This window comes from candidate division WOR-3 bacterium, assembly GCA_039802205.1.
Classification (GTDB): domain Bacteria; phylum Hydrothermota; class Tepidihabitantia; order SM23-42; family JAOAFX01; genus JAOAFX01.
Map to the genome: position 1 here is coordinate 1 of JBDRWD010000063.1, position 16,349 is coordinate 16,349.

The 16,349-nt window shown below is 40.2% G+C and carries 10 protein-coding genes; 8 read left to right on the top strand and 2 right to left on the bottom strand.

Going from position 1 to position 16,349, the window contains the following annotated elements; all coding sequences use genetic code 11:
- The 8 genes from ABIL39_10595 to ABIL39_10630 all read left to right on the top strand — a co-directional run.
- A partial coding sequence (locus ABIL39_10595; GenBank protein MEO0166570.1) for a T9SS type A sorting domain-containing protein occupies nucleotides 1–591 on the top strand: 591 nt, incomplete at its 5' end.
- A 77-nt stretch (nucleotides 592–668) separates the two neighbouring features.
- On the top strand, nucleotides 669–3,203 hold the full coding sequence (locus tag ABIL39_10600; protein ID MEO0166571.1) for a TonB-dependent receptor: 2,535 nt from the start codon (nucleotides 669–671) through the stop codon (nucleotides 3,201–3,203).
- Nucleotides 3,200–3,943, top strand: coding sequence for a hypothetical protein (locus ABIL39_10605; GenBank protein ID MEO0166572.1), 744 nt, complete (start codon nucleotides 3,200–3,202; stop codon nucleotides 3,941–3,943). Before ABIL39_10600 ends, ABIL39_10605 begins: the two co-directional genes overlap by 4 nt.
- A complete protein-coding gene (locus ABIL39_10610) occupies nucleotides 3,927–4,850 on the top strand; it encodes a carboxypeptidase-like regulatory domain-containing protein (GenBank protein ID MEO0166573.1) in 924 nt (307 codons plus the stop codon). The genes ABIL39_10605 and ABIL39_10610 overlap by 17 nt, the downstream gene beginning before the upstream one ends.
- 15 nt (nucleotides 4,851–4,865) lie before the next feature.
- On the top strand, nucleotides 4,866–6,266 hold the full coding sequence (locus ABIL39_10615) for a hypothetical protein (GenBank protein MEO0166574.1): 1,401 nt from the start codon (nucleotides 4,866–4,868) through the stop codon (nucleotides 6,264–6,266).
- Between the two features lie 9 nt (nucleotides 6,267–6,275).
- Nucleotides 6,276–6,719 carry a hypothetical protein gene (locus ABIL39_10620; protein ID MEO0166575.1) on the top strand — a complete coding sequence of 148 codons (444 nt, stop codon included), beginning with the start codon at nucleotides 6,276–6,278 and terminating at the stop codon, nucleotides 6,717–6,719.
- 10 nt (nucleotides 6,720–6,729) lie between these two features.
- A complete protein-coding gene (locus ABIL39_10625) occupies nucleotides 6,730–7,596 on the top strand; it encodes a DUF6569 family protein (GenBank protein ID MEO0166576.1) in 867 nt (288 codons plus the stop codon).
- Nucleotides 7,597–7,632: 36 nt separating this feature from the next.
- Nucleotides 7,633–10,149: a UvrD-helicase domain-containing protein gene (locus ABIL39_10630; GenBank protein MEO0166577.1), complete on the top strand. Its 2,517-nt coding sequence runs from the start codon at nucleotides 7,633–7,635 to the stop codon at nucleotides 10,147–10,149.
- A gap of 396 nt (nucleotides 10,150–10,545) precedes the next feature.
- Here ABIL39_10630 and ABIL39_10635 read toward each other — a convergent pair whose 3' ends face one another.
- Nucleotides 10,546–11,913 carry a hypothetical protein gene (locus ABIL39_10635; GenBank protein MEO0166578.1) on the bottom strand — a complete coding sequence of 456 codons (1,368 nt, stop codon included), beginning with the start codon at nucleotides 11,911–11,913 and terminating at the stop codon, nucleotides 10,546–10,548.
- A 55-nt stretch (nucleotides 11,914–11,968) separates the two neighbouring features.
- Nucleotides 11,969–16,153 (bottom strand): C25 family cysteine peptidase, encoded by a 4,185-nt coding sequence (locus ABIL39_10640; protein ID MEO0166579.1) that lies wholly within the window; start codon nucleotides 16,151–16,153, stop codon nucleotides 11,969–11,971.
- Between the last annotated feature and the right edge of the window lie 196 nt (nucleotides 16,154–16,349).

Genomic DNA, 16,349 nt, shown 5'->3' on the forward strand with positions numbered 1-16,349 from the left:
GTTGGTCTCTGGCATTCCCAGGCAGGAGCGGGACAGGATTCACTGGCGTTTTGGAATCTGTATTATAATTATTCAACGGATGGTGGGTTGACCTGGCATACACCGCGTAATATTACAGGCAGTTTTGGTTATCGGCATGGGCTGGCGCAAATTGCCAAGCGGATTGATACCCAGAATAATCAATTCTTTTATGTCTTTGGTCAGGATATGGTTGCAGATTTAGACCCGATATGGATGTGCTGGAAGGGCTGGCTGTATACTCATCCGGCAAGGTGGTACTGGGGCAGGCAACCGATTATGGGGATTGTTGAGCAGAAACAGAAAAAACCAGCAAAATTTTCTTTAAATATTTCCCCCAATCCGGGAAGGGATAATGTGGTGATTACTTATACTACTCCTGAAGCAGGGCATATTTCTTTAAAAGTCTATTCCATTGATGGCCGGCTGGTAAGGATAATTGAAAATGGGTTTAAGAATGCAGGAAGATATAAGTTAGACTGCTCACTAAGGGATTTAAATTCTGGGATATTTATTGTCCAACTGGAAACAGAACGGCAGAATGTAAACCGCTCCATAATAGTTGCTAAATAAGCTGTTAGTCTTTATAAGGTTAAAACATAACTTGATTTTTTAAGAAGCATAGGTATAATTAAAAAAATGGAGGAAAAATGGCCAGTCTTTTTCTGACGGTCTTTCTTTTCAGCGGAATTGCCGGCAAAATTCAAGGAGTTGTAAAGGACGAAGATACTAAAGAACCCATTGTCGCTGCGGATGTAATTATTTTAAATACCGAGATAGGTGCTGCCACCGATGACAATGGCAATTTTTTTATCTTAAATGTCCCTTCAGGTAGATATACAGTTGAAATCTCCTGCTTGGGCTATCAGACAAAGAGGATTGAAAATGTTCTGGTTGAAGTTGACCGAACCACAAGGCTCAATGTAACATTAAAACAGACTGCCATTGAGATTGCACCGGTTACGGTCTATGGAGAAACTCCAACGATAAAAAAGGATTATGTTGCTACAACCCAGATTGTGCGTAAAGCCGAGATTGCCACATTGCCTGTTGATTATACACCAGCAGTAATCACATTCCAGGCAGCCGTGGCAAAGACCGATACTGCCCTACATGTCCGTGGTGGTAGGGCAACTGAAGTCCAGTATATGGTTGATAATGTTTCAATCATTGACCCTCAGACCGGGGATGTCGCAATTGAGATATCAAAAGGGATTGTTGAAGAAGTGATATTTCTGCCTGGAGGTTTTGATGCCGAATATGGCAGGGCAATGTCCGGAGTGGTGAATTTAATCTCAGAAAGACCGCAGAAAAAGTTACAGGGAAATCTGTATGCCAAGACCGAAAAGATTATGCCTTTTTATTATGACTTTGGTTATGAGAATCATCAATCCACAATTCATTTACCTGCCACAAGAAACTTGCAGGGGCTTGCCTCAATAGATATTATGCAAACCCAGGATTGGGACCCAAGATTATATATATTGCCCCATAAACAAAGAGGAGATTATTCAATCTACAGCAAATGGCTTTTTACACCTTCGGGTAAGATTAAATTGAGCTTAAGTGGGGCAAAATCAAGAAGTCAATTTGACCGATATTCGGGTCCAGATCCATTTTTTAAATTCTATCTTGACCATTATCGTTCTGATATGCGCAAGGGTGAACTTGCTGCACTAAATTTAAACTATCTGCCCGATAATAAAAAATTATTCAATCTCACAGTTAGTAGACTCTATACACAAAAGACTTATGGTGTTCGTGAACCCGGAATTTATGGAATATTTGATGATTTCAAGTTCCGCGATTACCGAACGCTGAAATGGCCTCGGGGAACCCACAGGAATCCATTTGGTGTGGCTTATTATAAAGTTATAAGTGAAGGTGATTATCCCCAGTATCAGGAAAAGAATTCAGAAGTGTATAATATCAACTTTAAAGCCAATCTTCAACTACATCAGTATCATGAATTAAAGACCGGGGTTGAATATATCTATCAGAATCTTGATAATTTTACATATTTTGTCTGCACTGATACCTTGAATCCAATTGCGGATGATTACAACCATCAACCAAAGGAATATTCAATTTATGTCCAGGACAATATTGATATCAAGGGATTCTATGCAAAACTTGGTGCACGATATGACTACTATGCAGTGGATATTGAAGGCGCTAAACCCCAGATAAATATCTCACCCAGAATAGGCTGTTCATTTCTGGTGACCGAAAATTTCCTTTTCCGTGCCAACATTGGCAGATATGTCCAGCCGCCTTTATATGATTATGTCTATTCTTTTTATGAACTTCTGCCTCTTGCACCACAATACTACAATTTCATATCAATTGTGGGAAATCCTGAGTTAAAACCCGAGAAGACATTGAGTTACGAAATTGGATTTCAGGGATTGATAAAAGAAAATCTCACTGCAACAACAAATCTTTTTTACAAAGATGTTTCAGACTTGACTGGCACGCGTTATATTGTGCAATTACCACTTGGCTATTTCCAGTATTTCAATGTAGAATATGCCAATATCAAAGGAATGGAAACCATCTTAGAATATAGCAACAATTTCTTCTCAGGAAAAATCTCATACACCCTTTCCTGGGCAAAAGGTACGAGTTCTTATGCGGGTGAATATGCGGATACTTCTGCAAGCAGACCTGCTCAGGATTATTATCTAAACTTTGACCAGCGGCACCGAATCTTTATTCAGGGTGGAATAAAAGCACCCTTAGGGACAAATATCTATCTTCTTGCCTATTTTGGTAATGGTTTTCCTTATACCCCACCCGGCTATATGGGTAAATACGAGGAACGAAATATTTTCCGTTTGCCATTTCAGCGCCAAATTGACTGTGTAATAACAAGGGAATTTAATGTCAACAGAATATCTTTCAATCTCCAATTAGAAGTTATCAACCTTCTTGATCAGCGCTATGAAGTCGCACCCCATTATCCCTTGATGCCGTTGGAGAAAGTGCGGGCTGAGGATTTTAAGGATTATCTATCCCTGAGCAATCAATATTATAGTCCAGCGGCAGACTTCAATCACGATGGAATTGTGACGCCTTATGAAACCTTCCATTCCTTCAGGGATTTGATCATTGCTACGGATGACTGGGTCGCAGCATATACTGCTCCAAGACGGGCAAGGATTGGAATAAAAGTAAATCTATGAGAAAATTTTTTATTATTCTAACGGTGTTCATTTACTACATCGCCTATGGCCAGTCTAATATCTTGATTGAGGAAAATGCAAATTTAATCGACCAGGCAAAAAATTACTACCAGAATAAAGAATACACCATTGTTATAAAAACTCTGGAAAGCATCTTACCGCAAATTGATGAATTAAATAAAATTGAAGCCCACAAGTATTTGGGCTTCAGCTATGCTAAGATCAACGATAGGATCTCAGCCAAGGAACATCTCAAGACTCTGCTCAAATTGAATCCCCAATTTTCTTTTAAAGCTCAGGAAGTTGATTCTTCAATCATTGAAATCCTCAACGAGGCAAAAAGAGAAATCGCACACGAAGCGGCAATGTGTTCCTGTTTCATTCCGGGTGTGGGGCAGGTGTTAAAAGGTGAAGAAAGGAAAGGTAAATTGCTTATGCTGGGATCAAGTCTGAGTTTTGTTTCCACAGTGATATTATGGCTTGAAACAGAAAATAGACAGCAAAGGTACCTCGGTCTTGGTCCAGACAGTGTTGAATATATGGATGAATACTACAGTGAGTATAATAAATGGTTTCGCATTTCGGTTTCCAGTTCGGCAATATTTATTGGTTTTTATTTATTCAGCATCTGGGATGCCTATTTTTCAAATACACAGGTAAAAATTGTCAATGAGACTGGTTCATCAAATTTTATTCGGGGAAACGATTTAATAAAGATCGGCCATGAATTCAGTTTTTAATATCCCCAACCAAAGGTCGCTCATCGCTATTTTTTTCCTCCTTTTCCTCCAGTGTTTGAATGCCCCGCGTAATAATAAATATGACCCAGATAACCCCAATAAATCAGAAATCGGTGGATTCATTTATGAACCTGACAGTTTGGGTGTTCCGGGAGCCCTTGTGGATTTAATCAATTGTGCCGACAGCAACACTGAGAGAGATATTGCAGATAGTTCAGGATATTATTCATTCACCCATATCAACCCAGGGATTTACACAATTGTTGTACGAAATAAACATTATAAGGATTTGGTATTTGAAAACGAGAGTCTCTGGGCTGGGACGAAACTTTCCAGTTATAACTTTTTTCTGACCACCTTCCATTTCGAGGATGACGAAATAAACAATCCTCCATACGGATTTACCATCATTACCGGAGACTGGCGGGTAGTTTTAGAATCAGAAGACAATCAGGTTTTACGCGGCAAGGACAGCTCTGATGGCAATCCTGCAATCCTTTTTTTCCGTAATCCCCAGCGGGCATTTTTACTCGAGGTCAATCTAAAGATTGCACCCCTGTCAGGAGAAAACTGGGAAACAGGTGTATTACTGTGGTATCAAGATAGTTTAAATTATTATTGTATAACTCTTAAAAAAACCTTTGCCCAATTCTCCTTAGTGAAGAATGGTATAGTTACTGTTTTTTATACAAAACTTCTTAACATTGCTGAAAACTCCTGGCATTATCTCTCTTCAATCTATACTGGCGACGGCCTTTTGTTCTATCTTGATAATACATTTCTTTTTCCGGTATCCTTGATTAGTCGTGTCTTTGATAATGGATTCTGGGGTTTGTATGTTGCTAGCCACGAACCAGGTGTTGATGTCACAGTTGACTTTGATGAGCTTTACCTTAAAATTCCTTAATGCTTGGAGGTAAAAATGGAACTGTCTAAATTATTAAAAATTTCAGTGCTGGTAATAATTTTCAGTTTAAATGCCTGTAAATCAAACAAAGCGCCTGAAATACCATCTATTCCAAATGGTCCGGACTCCGGGGCTGTGGATAATTATACATTTTCGGCCTGGGCGAATGACCCAGACGATGATAGCGTTTCAATAAAATTTGCCTGGGGGGACGGGAGCGAATCCAACTGGAGTCCATTTGTTGGTTCCGGGGATATTGTCTCAATGGCGCATTTTTACAATAAAGAAGGTTGCTATGAAATTAGAGCCAAAGCCAAGGATATCCATAACGCAGAATCCGATTGGTCTGAACCGCATTTTCTCAATATCGGAACCGAGGTCCTCTGGACAAAGGAATACGGAGGTTATTTAGATGACCATGGTTATGGAATAGCAAAATCACAAGATAATTGTTATATAATAGTGGGAGCAACAAAATCTTATAGCGCGGGAGGATATGATGTATATCTCATAAAAATTGATACCACAGGCGGTATTATCTGGGAAAAAACATATGGAGGTAGTTTAGATGATTATGGATATTCAGTTAAGACTACAGCTGATGGAGGCTTCATAATAGCAGGAACAACTAAATCTTTCGGTGATGAAAATGGAGATGTTTACTTGATAAAGACTGATAATCAAGGCAACTCTATGTGGCAAAAAGTTTTTACATTTCCACTAACTGATAATGGGTATGATGTAGATATATTGCAAGATGGGTATGTAATAACAGGTGTGTTAGGTTCTAACCAAGGTAGTGATATGTTGTTAATCAGAACCAATATTAATGGCGATACGCTTTGGGTAAAAACATATGGTGGTTTGGATTTAGATTGCGGACTTTCGGTTAAAAAATGTAATGACAATGGCTTTATCATTGCCGGATATACCTATTCTTTTGGGAATAATGGCGACATCTATCTCGTAAGAACGGATGAAGCGGGTAATGTAATCTGGACAAAAACCTATGGAGGGACTGGTGCAGATATCGGGAATATGGTGATATTGACTTCTGATAATGGTTATTTAACTGTTGGCGGTAATGGTAATGTGTATACATTGAAATTAGATAACAATGGCAATAAAGTCTGGGAAAGAAGTTACGGTACAAATTATACTGACAATGGTTATGCTGTTGAACAGTCTGCAGACGGGAAATACTATATCGTGGGTTCAGCAGGAATTAATGGCAGCGATTTGTATTATCTCACTCTTGATGCCACCGGAAATCAACTTAAAGAGAGAACTTATGGAGATTATCAGTATGAATATGGACGCTTTTTATTGCTTGATGGTGCAAATGCTATAATCGGTGGCTATCGATTGAATAATTTGATGCGAAATAATATCTATGTCATCAAAGTAAAAAAATAGGAGAAAATTATGTTAAGCAAAAAGCAACTCTCAGTCATCAATGGAGTTTCCCTTTCTTTTCTCATTTATATAATCTGCCTTAGCACCAATGCCAGTTGTAAAAATCCCAAGGAATACGAACCGCCATTTGATTCTCTCCATCCACCACCAGCCGCCCCGATATTGATTAGCCCGCGCAATGATACAACCATCTGGTTTACAACGCCATATCCACATGAGATTAAATTAAAATGGAGTGTCGTCGAAGATGTTGAATATTACCAATTACAGATTGCAAATGATACAACAGTCTTGCCTAATGCGCCATTGATTAATGCAGAAGCATGTTCAACCATATACACAATTACGAAAAATGGTTTTTACTTCTGGCATGTGCGGGCCTACAACCGTAAGTGGACTTGGTATACTGAATGGTCTCCCACCTGGCATTTTGGGGTTTTTTATGCACCCTAAGGAGGTAAATATGAAAAGCCATCAATGGAAAATTGGAGACCCAATCTTTTTAAGAAATTTGGTGTTGTACCCAATAAAAGATGGTTCAGAAAATGATGGCATAACAATAAAAACCATTGAAGAAGCAATCAAAAATAAGCAGGCAATTTTTCGGGAACTGGATACTCCCCAGATAAATACAATTATCTTTGATAATAAAGGTAACTCACCGGTATTGATGCTTGACGGCGAAGAACTAACCGGCGCTATGCAAAATCGAATCATCGCCCAGTCATTCATTGCCCAAGCACGCACCCAAAGCCGCGTTCCGGTAATATGTGCCGAAGCGAAGAGATGGGAAACAATTGGTGGTTTTAAAACTGGGTATTGTTCTTATCCCCGGGTACGCTCAATCCTGGCATCTTCCATGAGTAAAAACCTTAACACCCAGAGTGAAGTCTGGAAGGAAATCGAAAGGAAATTGACGGTAACCAGGACGAAATCACGGACTTCCTCAATGCATGAGATTTTTGATAATCTTAATGAGGAGATTGATCGTTATCTGGAAGGATTCGAAGGATTAAACAGTAATACTGTGGGATTTATTGGAGTGGCTGGAAGGCAAATCCTCGGTTGCGATATCTTTTGTTCTCCTGATGTTTATCACAAGTTTGAGAAAAAATTACTCCGTAGTTATGCCCTGGATGCGATCGAACATCAAACAACCCGCGGCACCGGGGTGGAAGTTGAAAGCTTCCTTACGCACTTAATCAAATCGCTGAGCAAAAACGAACAGGGCGCCAGAATGCAACATTTGAGATTTAAAAGCAAAAATTTGGTGGGTCAGATGGTTCTTTATAAAGGAACTCCAGTGCACATTTCGGCATTCCCAGATTGAGCTGCTTATTTACCGCTTGTCAAAGTTAGAGATGCGATGCTTTTAAAAAAGCTGGGTAAATACGAAATCATTGAATGGCTCGGTGGGGGCAGATTCGGTGATGTGTTTTTAGCCTATGATACAATTCTGGAAACAAACTTTGCTTTAAAAATTTCCCGGATGCGTAAAGAAGAGATTGTCATGCTCAAAGATGAAGCAAAACTCCTTGCCTCTCTAAATCATCCCAATATCGTTCGTTTTTATAATATAGATTTCATTGAAAATAAATTCGTACTCGTGATGGAATATATCAAGGGTACGACTTTAAGGGAAGTCATTAAAGAAGGTGGCATTGAGATAGGTGAATTCTTAAATATTGCCCAGCAGATACTTGACGGGATGAGTTATGCACACAAGATCGGCGTGCTCCATCGTGATTTAAAACCCGAAAACATCCTGGTAACCGAGAACAATATCATCAAGATAACTGATTTTGGACTTGCCCGTTTTCTGAAGACTGGCTCAATTGCCGCCTCTACCGCAGGCACCCCTATCTATATGGCGCCCGAGGTGTGGTCGGGTAGATTTAGTGAAAAATCCGATATCTGGAGTATCGGCGTGATTTTCTATGAACTCCTCACCGGTACCCCACCATTTCTTGATGACAATCTGGATGGATTAAAAAAGAAGATTGAAAAGGGCAAATTATTGATTCCCGGTATCATAAGACCTAATCTTCCTGGATATATCGAGGAGGTAGTAGTTCGCTGCTTGAATACAAAACCAGAATTACGGCCGGATTGCGCAACAATCATGAAAATTTTGAAAAAACAATCAAAGGGTATAAAGATTGAAGCACCCATTGCCACTTGCGAAAAGAAAAAAGGTGCCATAAAATTAACCCCGGATCAAGAACAGATTCTCAACGCCTTAGAGGGAAGATTGTTAGTTTTAGGGCAGGCCGGGTGCGGTAAGACCACAACCCTGGTACAAGGAATACTGAAATTAATTGAACGAGGAATCCCGCCCTCCAAAATCCTCGTCTGTACCTTTACCAACAAAGCAGCGAACGATATTAAAAACCGGTTGAATTACCATCTTCCTACCACGATATCGCATTATGACCTTTGGGTAGGTACTTTTCATACCATTGCATTACGAATACTCCGCCATGCCTGCGAAAGACTTGATATCAGCGAAGACTTTACTATTGAAGAGCCAAGAAAAATATTTTCTTTACTGCAAACTGAAACCGGAAAATATAAAATGAACGCAATAATCCGAACCATTGAGATACTTAAAGCCCGAGGTATCACCCCGGAAAAATTCGCACCGGCAAATGAATGGCAGAAGATCTGTCTCAAATTTTACAAAGAATATCAGCAGTATCTGAAAGAAAACAACATTCTTGATTATGATGATTTGATTCTCTATGCTACAAAATTATTGGAAGATTATGAAGATTTACGGGAACATTATCAAAATATGTTTGAATATATCTTTGTTGACGAACTTCAGGATATAAATCCTGCCCAGTATAAATTTATCTCCCTTCTGGTGCGAGAAAAATTCTTCTTCACCGGTGATGAAGACCAGGCAATATACGGCTGGCGCGGTGCGAGCAAAGATATCATATACCGGGTCCCCCGTGATTTCAAAGATGTCAAAATATTCCATCTCAATCGCAGTTTCCGCCTTCCCCAATCAATACTTGAAATTGCCAATAATTTGATGCTGCGCGAAACGACCGCCATTCCCAATTTAGAAACCGGGGATGTGATTTTTTATGCGGCGGAGTCAACGAATGACGAAATTGACTATATTGTTAAAGAAATAAAAGAACTCACCGAACAGGATTTTGGCTATCGGGATATCGCAATCCTTTACCGAATGAACTATCTCGGTAAAAGTTATGAGGAAGGGCTGACAAAAGCAGGTATTCCTTTTACAACTATTCGTGGTACAACATTCTATGAGAAAGAAGAATTCAAGTCAATCATAGAATACCTTGAATTTTTAAATATCTGCAGATCTGCTGAAATATCTCAAGAATCTATCGCCCAAGGGGTTTCTATTTTCAGAGTCACAAAGAGCGTGCAAAATAAATTGGAAAAGATTGTCGAGCACCATATCCAGAATCTAAATGTATTATCACCCTACACCATTATCAATGAACTGGTCAGCATTTTGAAATTGAAATCGGAAAACCTTGAAGAATTTTTAAACTTTGCCCAGAACTATTCGGAAGCAGGAATCGGTAAATTCCTGAGCGATCTGAAATTGTTTCAGGAAATGGATTTGGCAGATTGGACAAAGAATACCGTTAAGTTAATGACGGTCCACAGTGCCAAAGGAATGGAATTTCCTGTGGTTTTCGTGGTGGATTTAGTGGAAGAGATATTTCCAATGACCAGGAGTCTATCCGAACCAAGAGACCTTGAAGAAGAAAGAAGACTCTGCTATGTGGCAGTCACCCGCGCCCAGAAAAGACTCTATCTTCTATATCCCAAATACCGCTCGGGCAGACAGCAATTACCATCAAGATTTTTGATTGACATGCTGAGAAAAAGATAACCATCGCAATATATTTCAGCGCGGTTAGAAACCGCTCCTACCATACTATAATCCCATAAATGTAGGACAAACCTTTAGAGGCTGTGTCGCAATGTCATTGCGCGCGAATGAAATGAGCGAAACAATCGCATCCTGTAATCCCCCTTTAAAAAAGGGGGGAAGAGGGGAATTGAGATTGCCACGCCCGCCAGGCTACCCGGCGTGCTTGCAATGACGACATTGGGTTACAACGCCACTCCCATACCAGCACCCCAACCAACAACTATTACTTATCCTTTTCCATTTCCCTCAAATACTTCACCGAATCTCCTCAAAACCTCTTTGCCAACCGGGTCATAGATTTATCATTTTTACAATTGTCAAAATGATAACAGAAAAAACCAATGAGAATTCCTTTTATCGCATAATTAACAACTTCTGAGTTTTTGACTCATGCATGCCTTCAAGGATTAGGAAGTAGACCCCGGAACTGAGATGGGATGAATCTAATCTGCAAGAATGTACACCAGGCTCAAAAATACCTTCGGAAATTGTTGCAATCTTTCTACCGAGAATATCATAAAGATTTAAACTGATATGCTGTTTTTCAGGAATTGCATATTGAACTCGGGCATTATCTCTCACCACACTCGGCAAGACCATCAACTTTATCTTTTCACCTTCCACCTTTAATCTATCACGCTCTTCAATATCAACTATCGTCCCATGGATATAATGAATTTCCCGGTAACTATAATCATTGTTAGTAGCAAATCTTGTTATATGAATTGTGCCATCACAACCCAGTCGTAGCGCACCGGGTTCGGAGTAAGTGAGGGGCGGATTTAATGCTGGTAAAGGTTCTATATGCCAGACACCACCTTCTTTGTAGGCAACATTATTATTATAGACGAAATAAGGTTTGCCAAATGAGTCTATATCCAATGCCTTAGCAGTCCCAATCCCACCAAATGAGTCAATAGTATCAATATGCCATGTCGTACCATCATCCCATGCATATTTCATTTGATAAGTTTGAGGGTTCATATAAGTAATAGCAGGCAAATCGGTCGTTGGGTTAATTCTTATAGATGTGGTCCACCAACTGGGATAATATGAAGCGTCCAATTCTTTTATAATCCAAATATTATTGATCTTCTTGGCGTTAGAAAGGCAATATCCTCCACGAAAATAACTCACATAAGGTCGGTTTTGCGAGTCCAAATCAATCGCGCAGCAGTAAGCATATGTAAAAAGGGTATCAACAACCTCTTTATACCAAGTTGTATCAACTAAATATGCATAATGGCCATAGGGTTGGTACCCTGTTGTATCTATCGCATGGTCATATACAATGTGGGGTCTTGAAAATTCATCGGTAATGATAGACCTCCAACCGAAATCAAAGCTTACATTGCTAAATTCCACCGTATCTTTGGTCCAGCCGGCCGTAGATTTACAAGCGACAATCAGATAAAAAGTGCTATCAAGGGAGTTATAAATAGGATAGACCGTCCAAATTCGTCCGCATTTATCCATCGTTAAGTCCAGCCAGTCTGGAAGGCATGCATTCAATTCAAATGTATCAACGTGCCACGCCTCATTGACTTTGTAAAACAAAAACAAATAAAATAAATCCGGGCTGACTACTCTTTGTTTTGTAGCAATGATATAAGGATTTCCCAGTGAGTCAATCGTAAGAGACGGCCGAACTAATGAGAAGTCTGTGGTAACAATTTCTGTAGTCCATGTAGTGAATGTAAAAAACATAAAAGGAAATACCATATCTTCCTCCTTCTGTGTGCCTCCTGCTTAGCAGGAGGCACACAGTGTTTTACTACTATCTTACTATCAGAACTTTTTGAGTCTTTGTTTCCTTTTCACCAGTTAACACTAAAAAATAGATACCGGAGCTGAGTCGTTCTGTATTCAGGGAGTAAGTATAAATACCTGGCTCAAAGGTGTTGTCAGTAATTGTAACAGCTTTCCTACCCACCACGTCATAAAGATTGAGCCTTACTCTCTGTTTTTCAGGTAGAATAAATTGCAGCTGTGCCTGGTGCATTATGATGTTCGGCGTTACCTTGCATGCGAATGTAAGATTTTGAGGAATGTCCACAGCCGTTTGTGGTCCACCCTGCCCTTCTTTTTCAAACCCATAGAGATTCCCCTTGTGGCACATTGCAAAATCACCAGTAATCTTTGAAATTCGCACAACAATCTCACCATCGTCTCTGTAACTTGCCGGTGGAACTGGCAATTCCACAGTCCTGGGAACGCCCGCATCATATTTTATCAAATGCTGAGCAGTATTGTCTATCTTCACCCATTCTCTCCACTCGCCACCATATTCGTGATAGGCAGTGACATCAAGGCGATATTTTAAAGCAGGCTTTAATCCGCTGAATTTATAGACTAACTCATTCGTATCATAATCAACTGGATAATTTCCGTAGGCAATGTAGCCATCTCTCTGGATTAAGTAAGGCGATGGGATTTTGCTGCCGGCATAGATTGTATATGTCGGAATCGGGGTTATTAAGGAAAACACCAGGGTTTTTGTTTTAACACCGAAGATATAAGGTTCAAGTTCGTATTCATACTTCTCAGTAAAGGCAGAATAGAGATAAAGATTATTCAAGGTCTGACGCCAATCACAGGAAGCATAAAGAGATTGTGTATAGGGTGTATTACTTAGATTCCCAGAACCGTAGATGGAAGATTTGTAAAGAATTTCCCAGTTTTGCCTCAGTTCAATAAATTGATGCTCAGCCCAAACAAGAAACTCGCCATTTGCCGTAATCACAGGCCAATCCGACGCCTGATTCGGTGTCACAATTTCTGCCCAGATGTTCCAGGCATTGGGCGGTGCAGTTATGAATCGTTCACCTTTATAAATGTCCCTGCTTTCTGTATTCCCCGCCTCCTCTTCTTCACTCCACACCACAAGGACTTTTTCATTCGTTGTAGTAATAAATGGATGCTCGCTCGGTTTATCATTGGAATTAGAAATATTTATCTTCTCACTCCAACCGGATTCTTCAAGACATCTGTACCAGATTTCCGGATATGGCTCACCTCCTTCAGGTGGAAAATCCCATACAATATGTGGATAGCCATAATAAGTTGCAATACACGGCGAAGAAGGCTGCCAGTTTATAGGCACATTTGCTGAGTCAATGATAACTGTTTCGGTTGATGGATTGAAGACATCAAAGCGTTTATATATAACATACGCTTTCCCCGGGGCATAAAGCACACCAGAATAGACCAGATGGCAGATGTCATTGGCATCAATAATAATGCTTGGTGGTGATACACTCGGAGTAAATGTCGGCGTTGCAGGATAAGAATCAATCGTGTAAATAACCCAGTCTGGTTCATCATAACGGGCAAAGTAGATAACTGCGGATTGTTCAGTAAGCCAGCCTGTTGACTTTCTAAATGCAATACAGGGACGATTATCATTGGTTAAATCTATGCTCGGATTGTGGTTATAGCCATCTGGTAAAACCGAAACCCCAGAAGACCAGGTAGAACCACCATCTGTAGAGAAGGAATAATTTGCCCATTCATTAGGAATATCAGCACCTCCTATGCCGTATGTATAACCTAAATGTAGATTTTCTGTATCAAATTGGCGCACCAATTTTCTGCCTTCGGTATATTGAGTGTGTGCGGTCGGGAAGTCAACCGTATATTCAAATACCTGGACATCGCCTTGATAAGGAATGTGATTACTTGCGGTAACGGTCACTTTCATTATGCCGGTTGTAGGAACAGTAAGGTCATTAAAAATAGCCATCCCTCCCGGGTCAGTTCGCTGAGATTCTGCAGGATAACCTTCAGGTTCTTTATAAAGAGTAACGAGTGCGTTAGCCAGCGGTCCATTTATGTTATGAACATGTACCTGAAAATCAATTGGTGTGTTTGATGGAATTGCGTCTATATGCTCAACAATAAGGTCTAAAGGGATTTCGGTCCAGACCGGCATTTCGGGACTGCCGAATAAATTGTGGCTGTAGGTGACATACCAATAAGGCCAATTAGGATAATACCTTGCTCTAGCTTCGGCAAGTCCTATAAGGGTATCGTAAAAAAATAATCGGTCAATAAAGTTTCTGTGTAGTTGGGGAGATGAACCACTCCACCCAGAGCGTGTATTTCCTAAGAAAGCCACTGCATCAAATGGAGGATAACCATTGGGTGAAGGACCGGGCCAGCGATAGAAAGAAACAAATGCTTCGGCAATGCAGGGATAAGGACCATTAGCTGTCCAGGGATAGCAAGCATTATCAAGAAATGTACTTGTATCAAACCAAGCATTGTCACAGCCAATCGAATAAGTTATATAAAATTTGTTGATATTACGTGGTTCACCAAGATACGGGCGGCCTTCCTTTTCCCAAGAGAAAAACAGTTGGCCCCAGTCTGGAACTACTCCCACCCTTTGGGCATCAGGAGCACCATGTCCATAAGTTGAAAGCATCCCATAGCCTACAGTTAGAGTATCTGTCATCAATCTGTGGTCACCTTCATTACATGGATGATCTACCACACGATGTTGCGTAAACTGAAGTGGAAAATGTTGAATAGCCTGTTCCATAAGGGCTGGAAAGTTAATAGGATATTGATATCCCTGTGTAAGCCAAAGTGATTGAGTCATAAGTTCTTTGTTTGCCGGGGTCCTCTCGTATGTCAACCTTTTCTCAACCCAGGAAACTGTCTGCTCCGAATTCCAAGCAGGCACACGACCTACCCAAATTTCTTCCATATAGTTTGGCCTATCATCACCGGGTTCGCCAATTCTATAATCTCCATCTACACTCCAATTTCCTGTAAAATCCTGAAAATATAAATCACTGGGCATAAACCATGGTATCCACAGGCAATCATAGTAATGGATATAGTCAACATTATTGGCTGCCCAACAATACCTGAAAGGGAAAGAATTCATCAGATTGCTGGGTTGCAGAATTCCACCGAGAATTGCAAAAGCAGTGCCGTTCGTAAGGTATAGCGTTCTTAAATATTCTTTTATCTTTGCCGCATCATCCCTGATATGTTCACCTGGATAAGGTGAACCGGGAATACTATCCCAATCACCGTCATAATTTTGATAAACCCAGTCAGTGCTTCGTATAAAACAGAGCATACCCTTCTGGGTTAACCAGTCTGCTAACGGACGATATGCGGCAGTGCAGGCAGGAGCCGCAATTATTATAACCTCAGGATAACCCAATCTTAATAATTGTTCATCAGACACAATCTGATTTGGGGGTGTGTACAAAACATCAACTTCCCAGGAGTTGAATACGCTTGATTTTAATCCACTGAGATATAACTGGTGAATTCGCCTGCCACGTATCTGTGGACGAATTGACATTGGCACAGATTCAAATTGAAAGCGAAACGTAATTGATTGAATTAGATACAATGTATCCTTTACCGGATTATAAAGCAGTGGATAAACACCAATTGTTACAACAGGATGGCCATCATAGTGTCCTTGGTGCAAAATAAAAACAGGTATGGAATCTGGGTAAAGTGCATCTCTATTATAAATACTTGTATCGGGTGGCACAGACGGCGGCGGTGGTGCATAAATGGATAGTGGTATTTCTAGTTGGACAGGGTAGATGTTGTAAGTGCCAGTGACAGGTACGACTGTAAGAGATAGAATTTCAATGTTCTGAACCCTATTGCCGTTTGGAACGATGAAGTTCAATAATTTGAGTGGTAGTTCTGGTGCACCAGTATCCGTTGTGGCGGACATCTCTATGCCTCTTACCCTATTAAAACCACTCTCAACCGAAAATTCAAATTGAGAAAGGTCAAAGGATAGGGTATATGGACCTTGAGCAAAGAGAATACTCAATAGTCCGATAGATATATAGCGCGTAGCATCTTTACCTCCTCTGTTTATTGACCCTCTCTTTTTTCTATCATTTAAGTGCCGGGTCAAGCACTTAAATTGTGCGATGAATCGCACCACTACAAAGAATTTTTGTTTGTGCCCTTCCATCACCTCCTTTCCTCAAAATCGCGGCTTGCATCTAACTATAATATTTTAATTCAAACTTCTTTTCTGTCAAGGGTCGTGCTAAAAAATGTCGTTTCAAAGCGAAAATGTCACCTTTAACTTCAAAGGTAAAATGTCCCCAGGCGTGGCTCAAACCACGCTCAGAATTGAATCAGAAAGGAGATACCTTGATTTTTAA

Excerpts from the sequence above, each read along its gene's own strand:
- ABIL39_10600 (MEO0166571.1), top strand. The coding sequence starts at position 669 with ATGGCCAGTCTTTTTCTGACGGTCTTTCTTTTCAGCGGAATTGCCGGC.
- ABIL39_10605 (MEO0166572.1), top strand. The coding sequence starts at position 3,200 with ATGAGAAAATTTTTTATTATTCTAACGGTGTTCATTTACTACATCGCC.
- ABIL39_10610 (MEO0166573.1), top strand. The coding sequence starts at position 3,927 with ATGAATTCAGTTTTTAATATCCCCAACCAAAGGTCGCTCATCGCTATT.
- ABIL39_10615 (MEO0166574.1), top strand. The coding sequence starts at position 4,866 with ATGGAACTGTCTAAATTATTAAAAATTTCAGTGCTGGTAATAATTTTC.
- ABIL39_10620 (MEO0166575.1), top strand. The coding sequence starts at position 6,276 with ATGTTAAGCAAAAAGCAACTCTCAGTCATCAATGGAGTTTCCCTTTCT.
- ABIL39_10625 (MEO0166576.1), top strand. The coding sequence starts at position 6,730 with ATGAAAAGCCATCAATGGAAAATTGGAGACCCAATCTTTTTAAGAAAT.
- ABIL39_10630 (MEO0166577.1), top strand. The coding sequence starts at position 7,633 with ATGCTTTTAAAAAAGCTGGGTAAATACGAAATCATTGAATGGCTCGGT.
- ABIL39_10635 (MEO0166578.1), bottom strand. The coding sequence starts at position 11,913 with ATGGTATTTCCTTTTATGTTTTTTACATTCACTACATGGACTACAGAA.
- ABIL39_10640 (MEO0166579.1), bottom strand. The coding sequence starts at position 16,153 with ATGGAAGGGCACAAACAAAAATTCTTTGTAGTGGTGCGATTCATCGCA.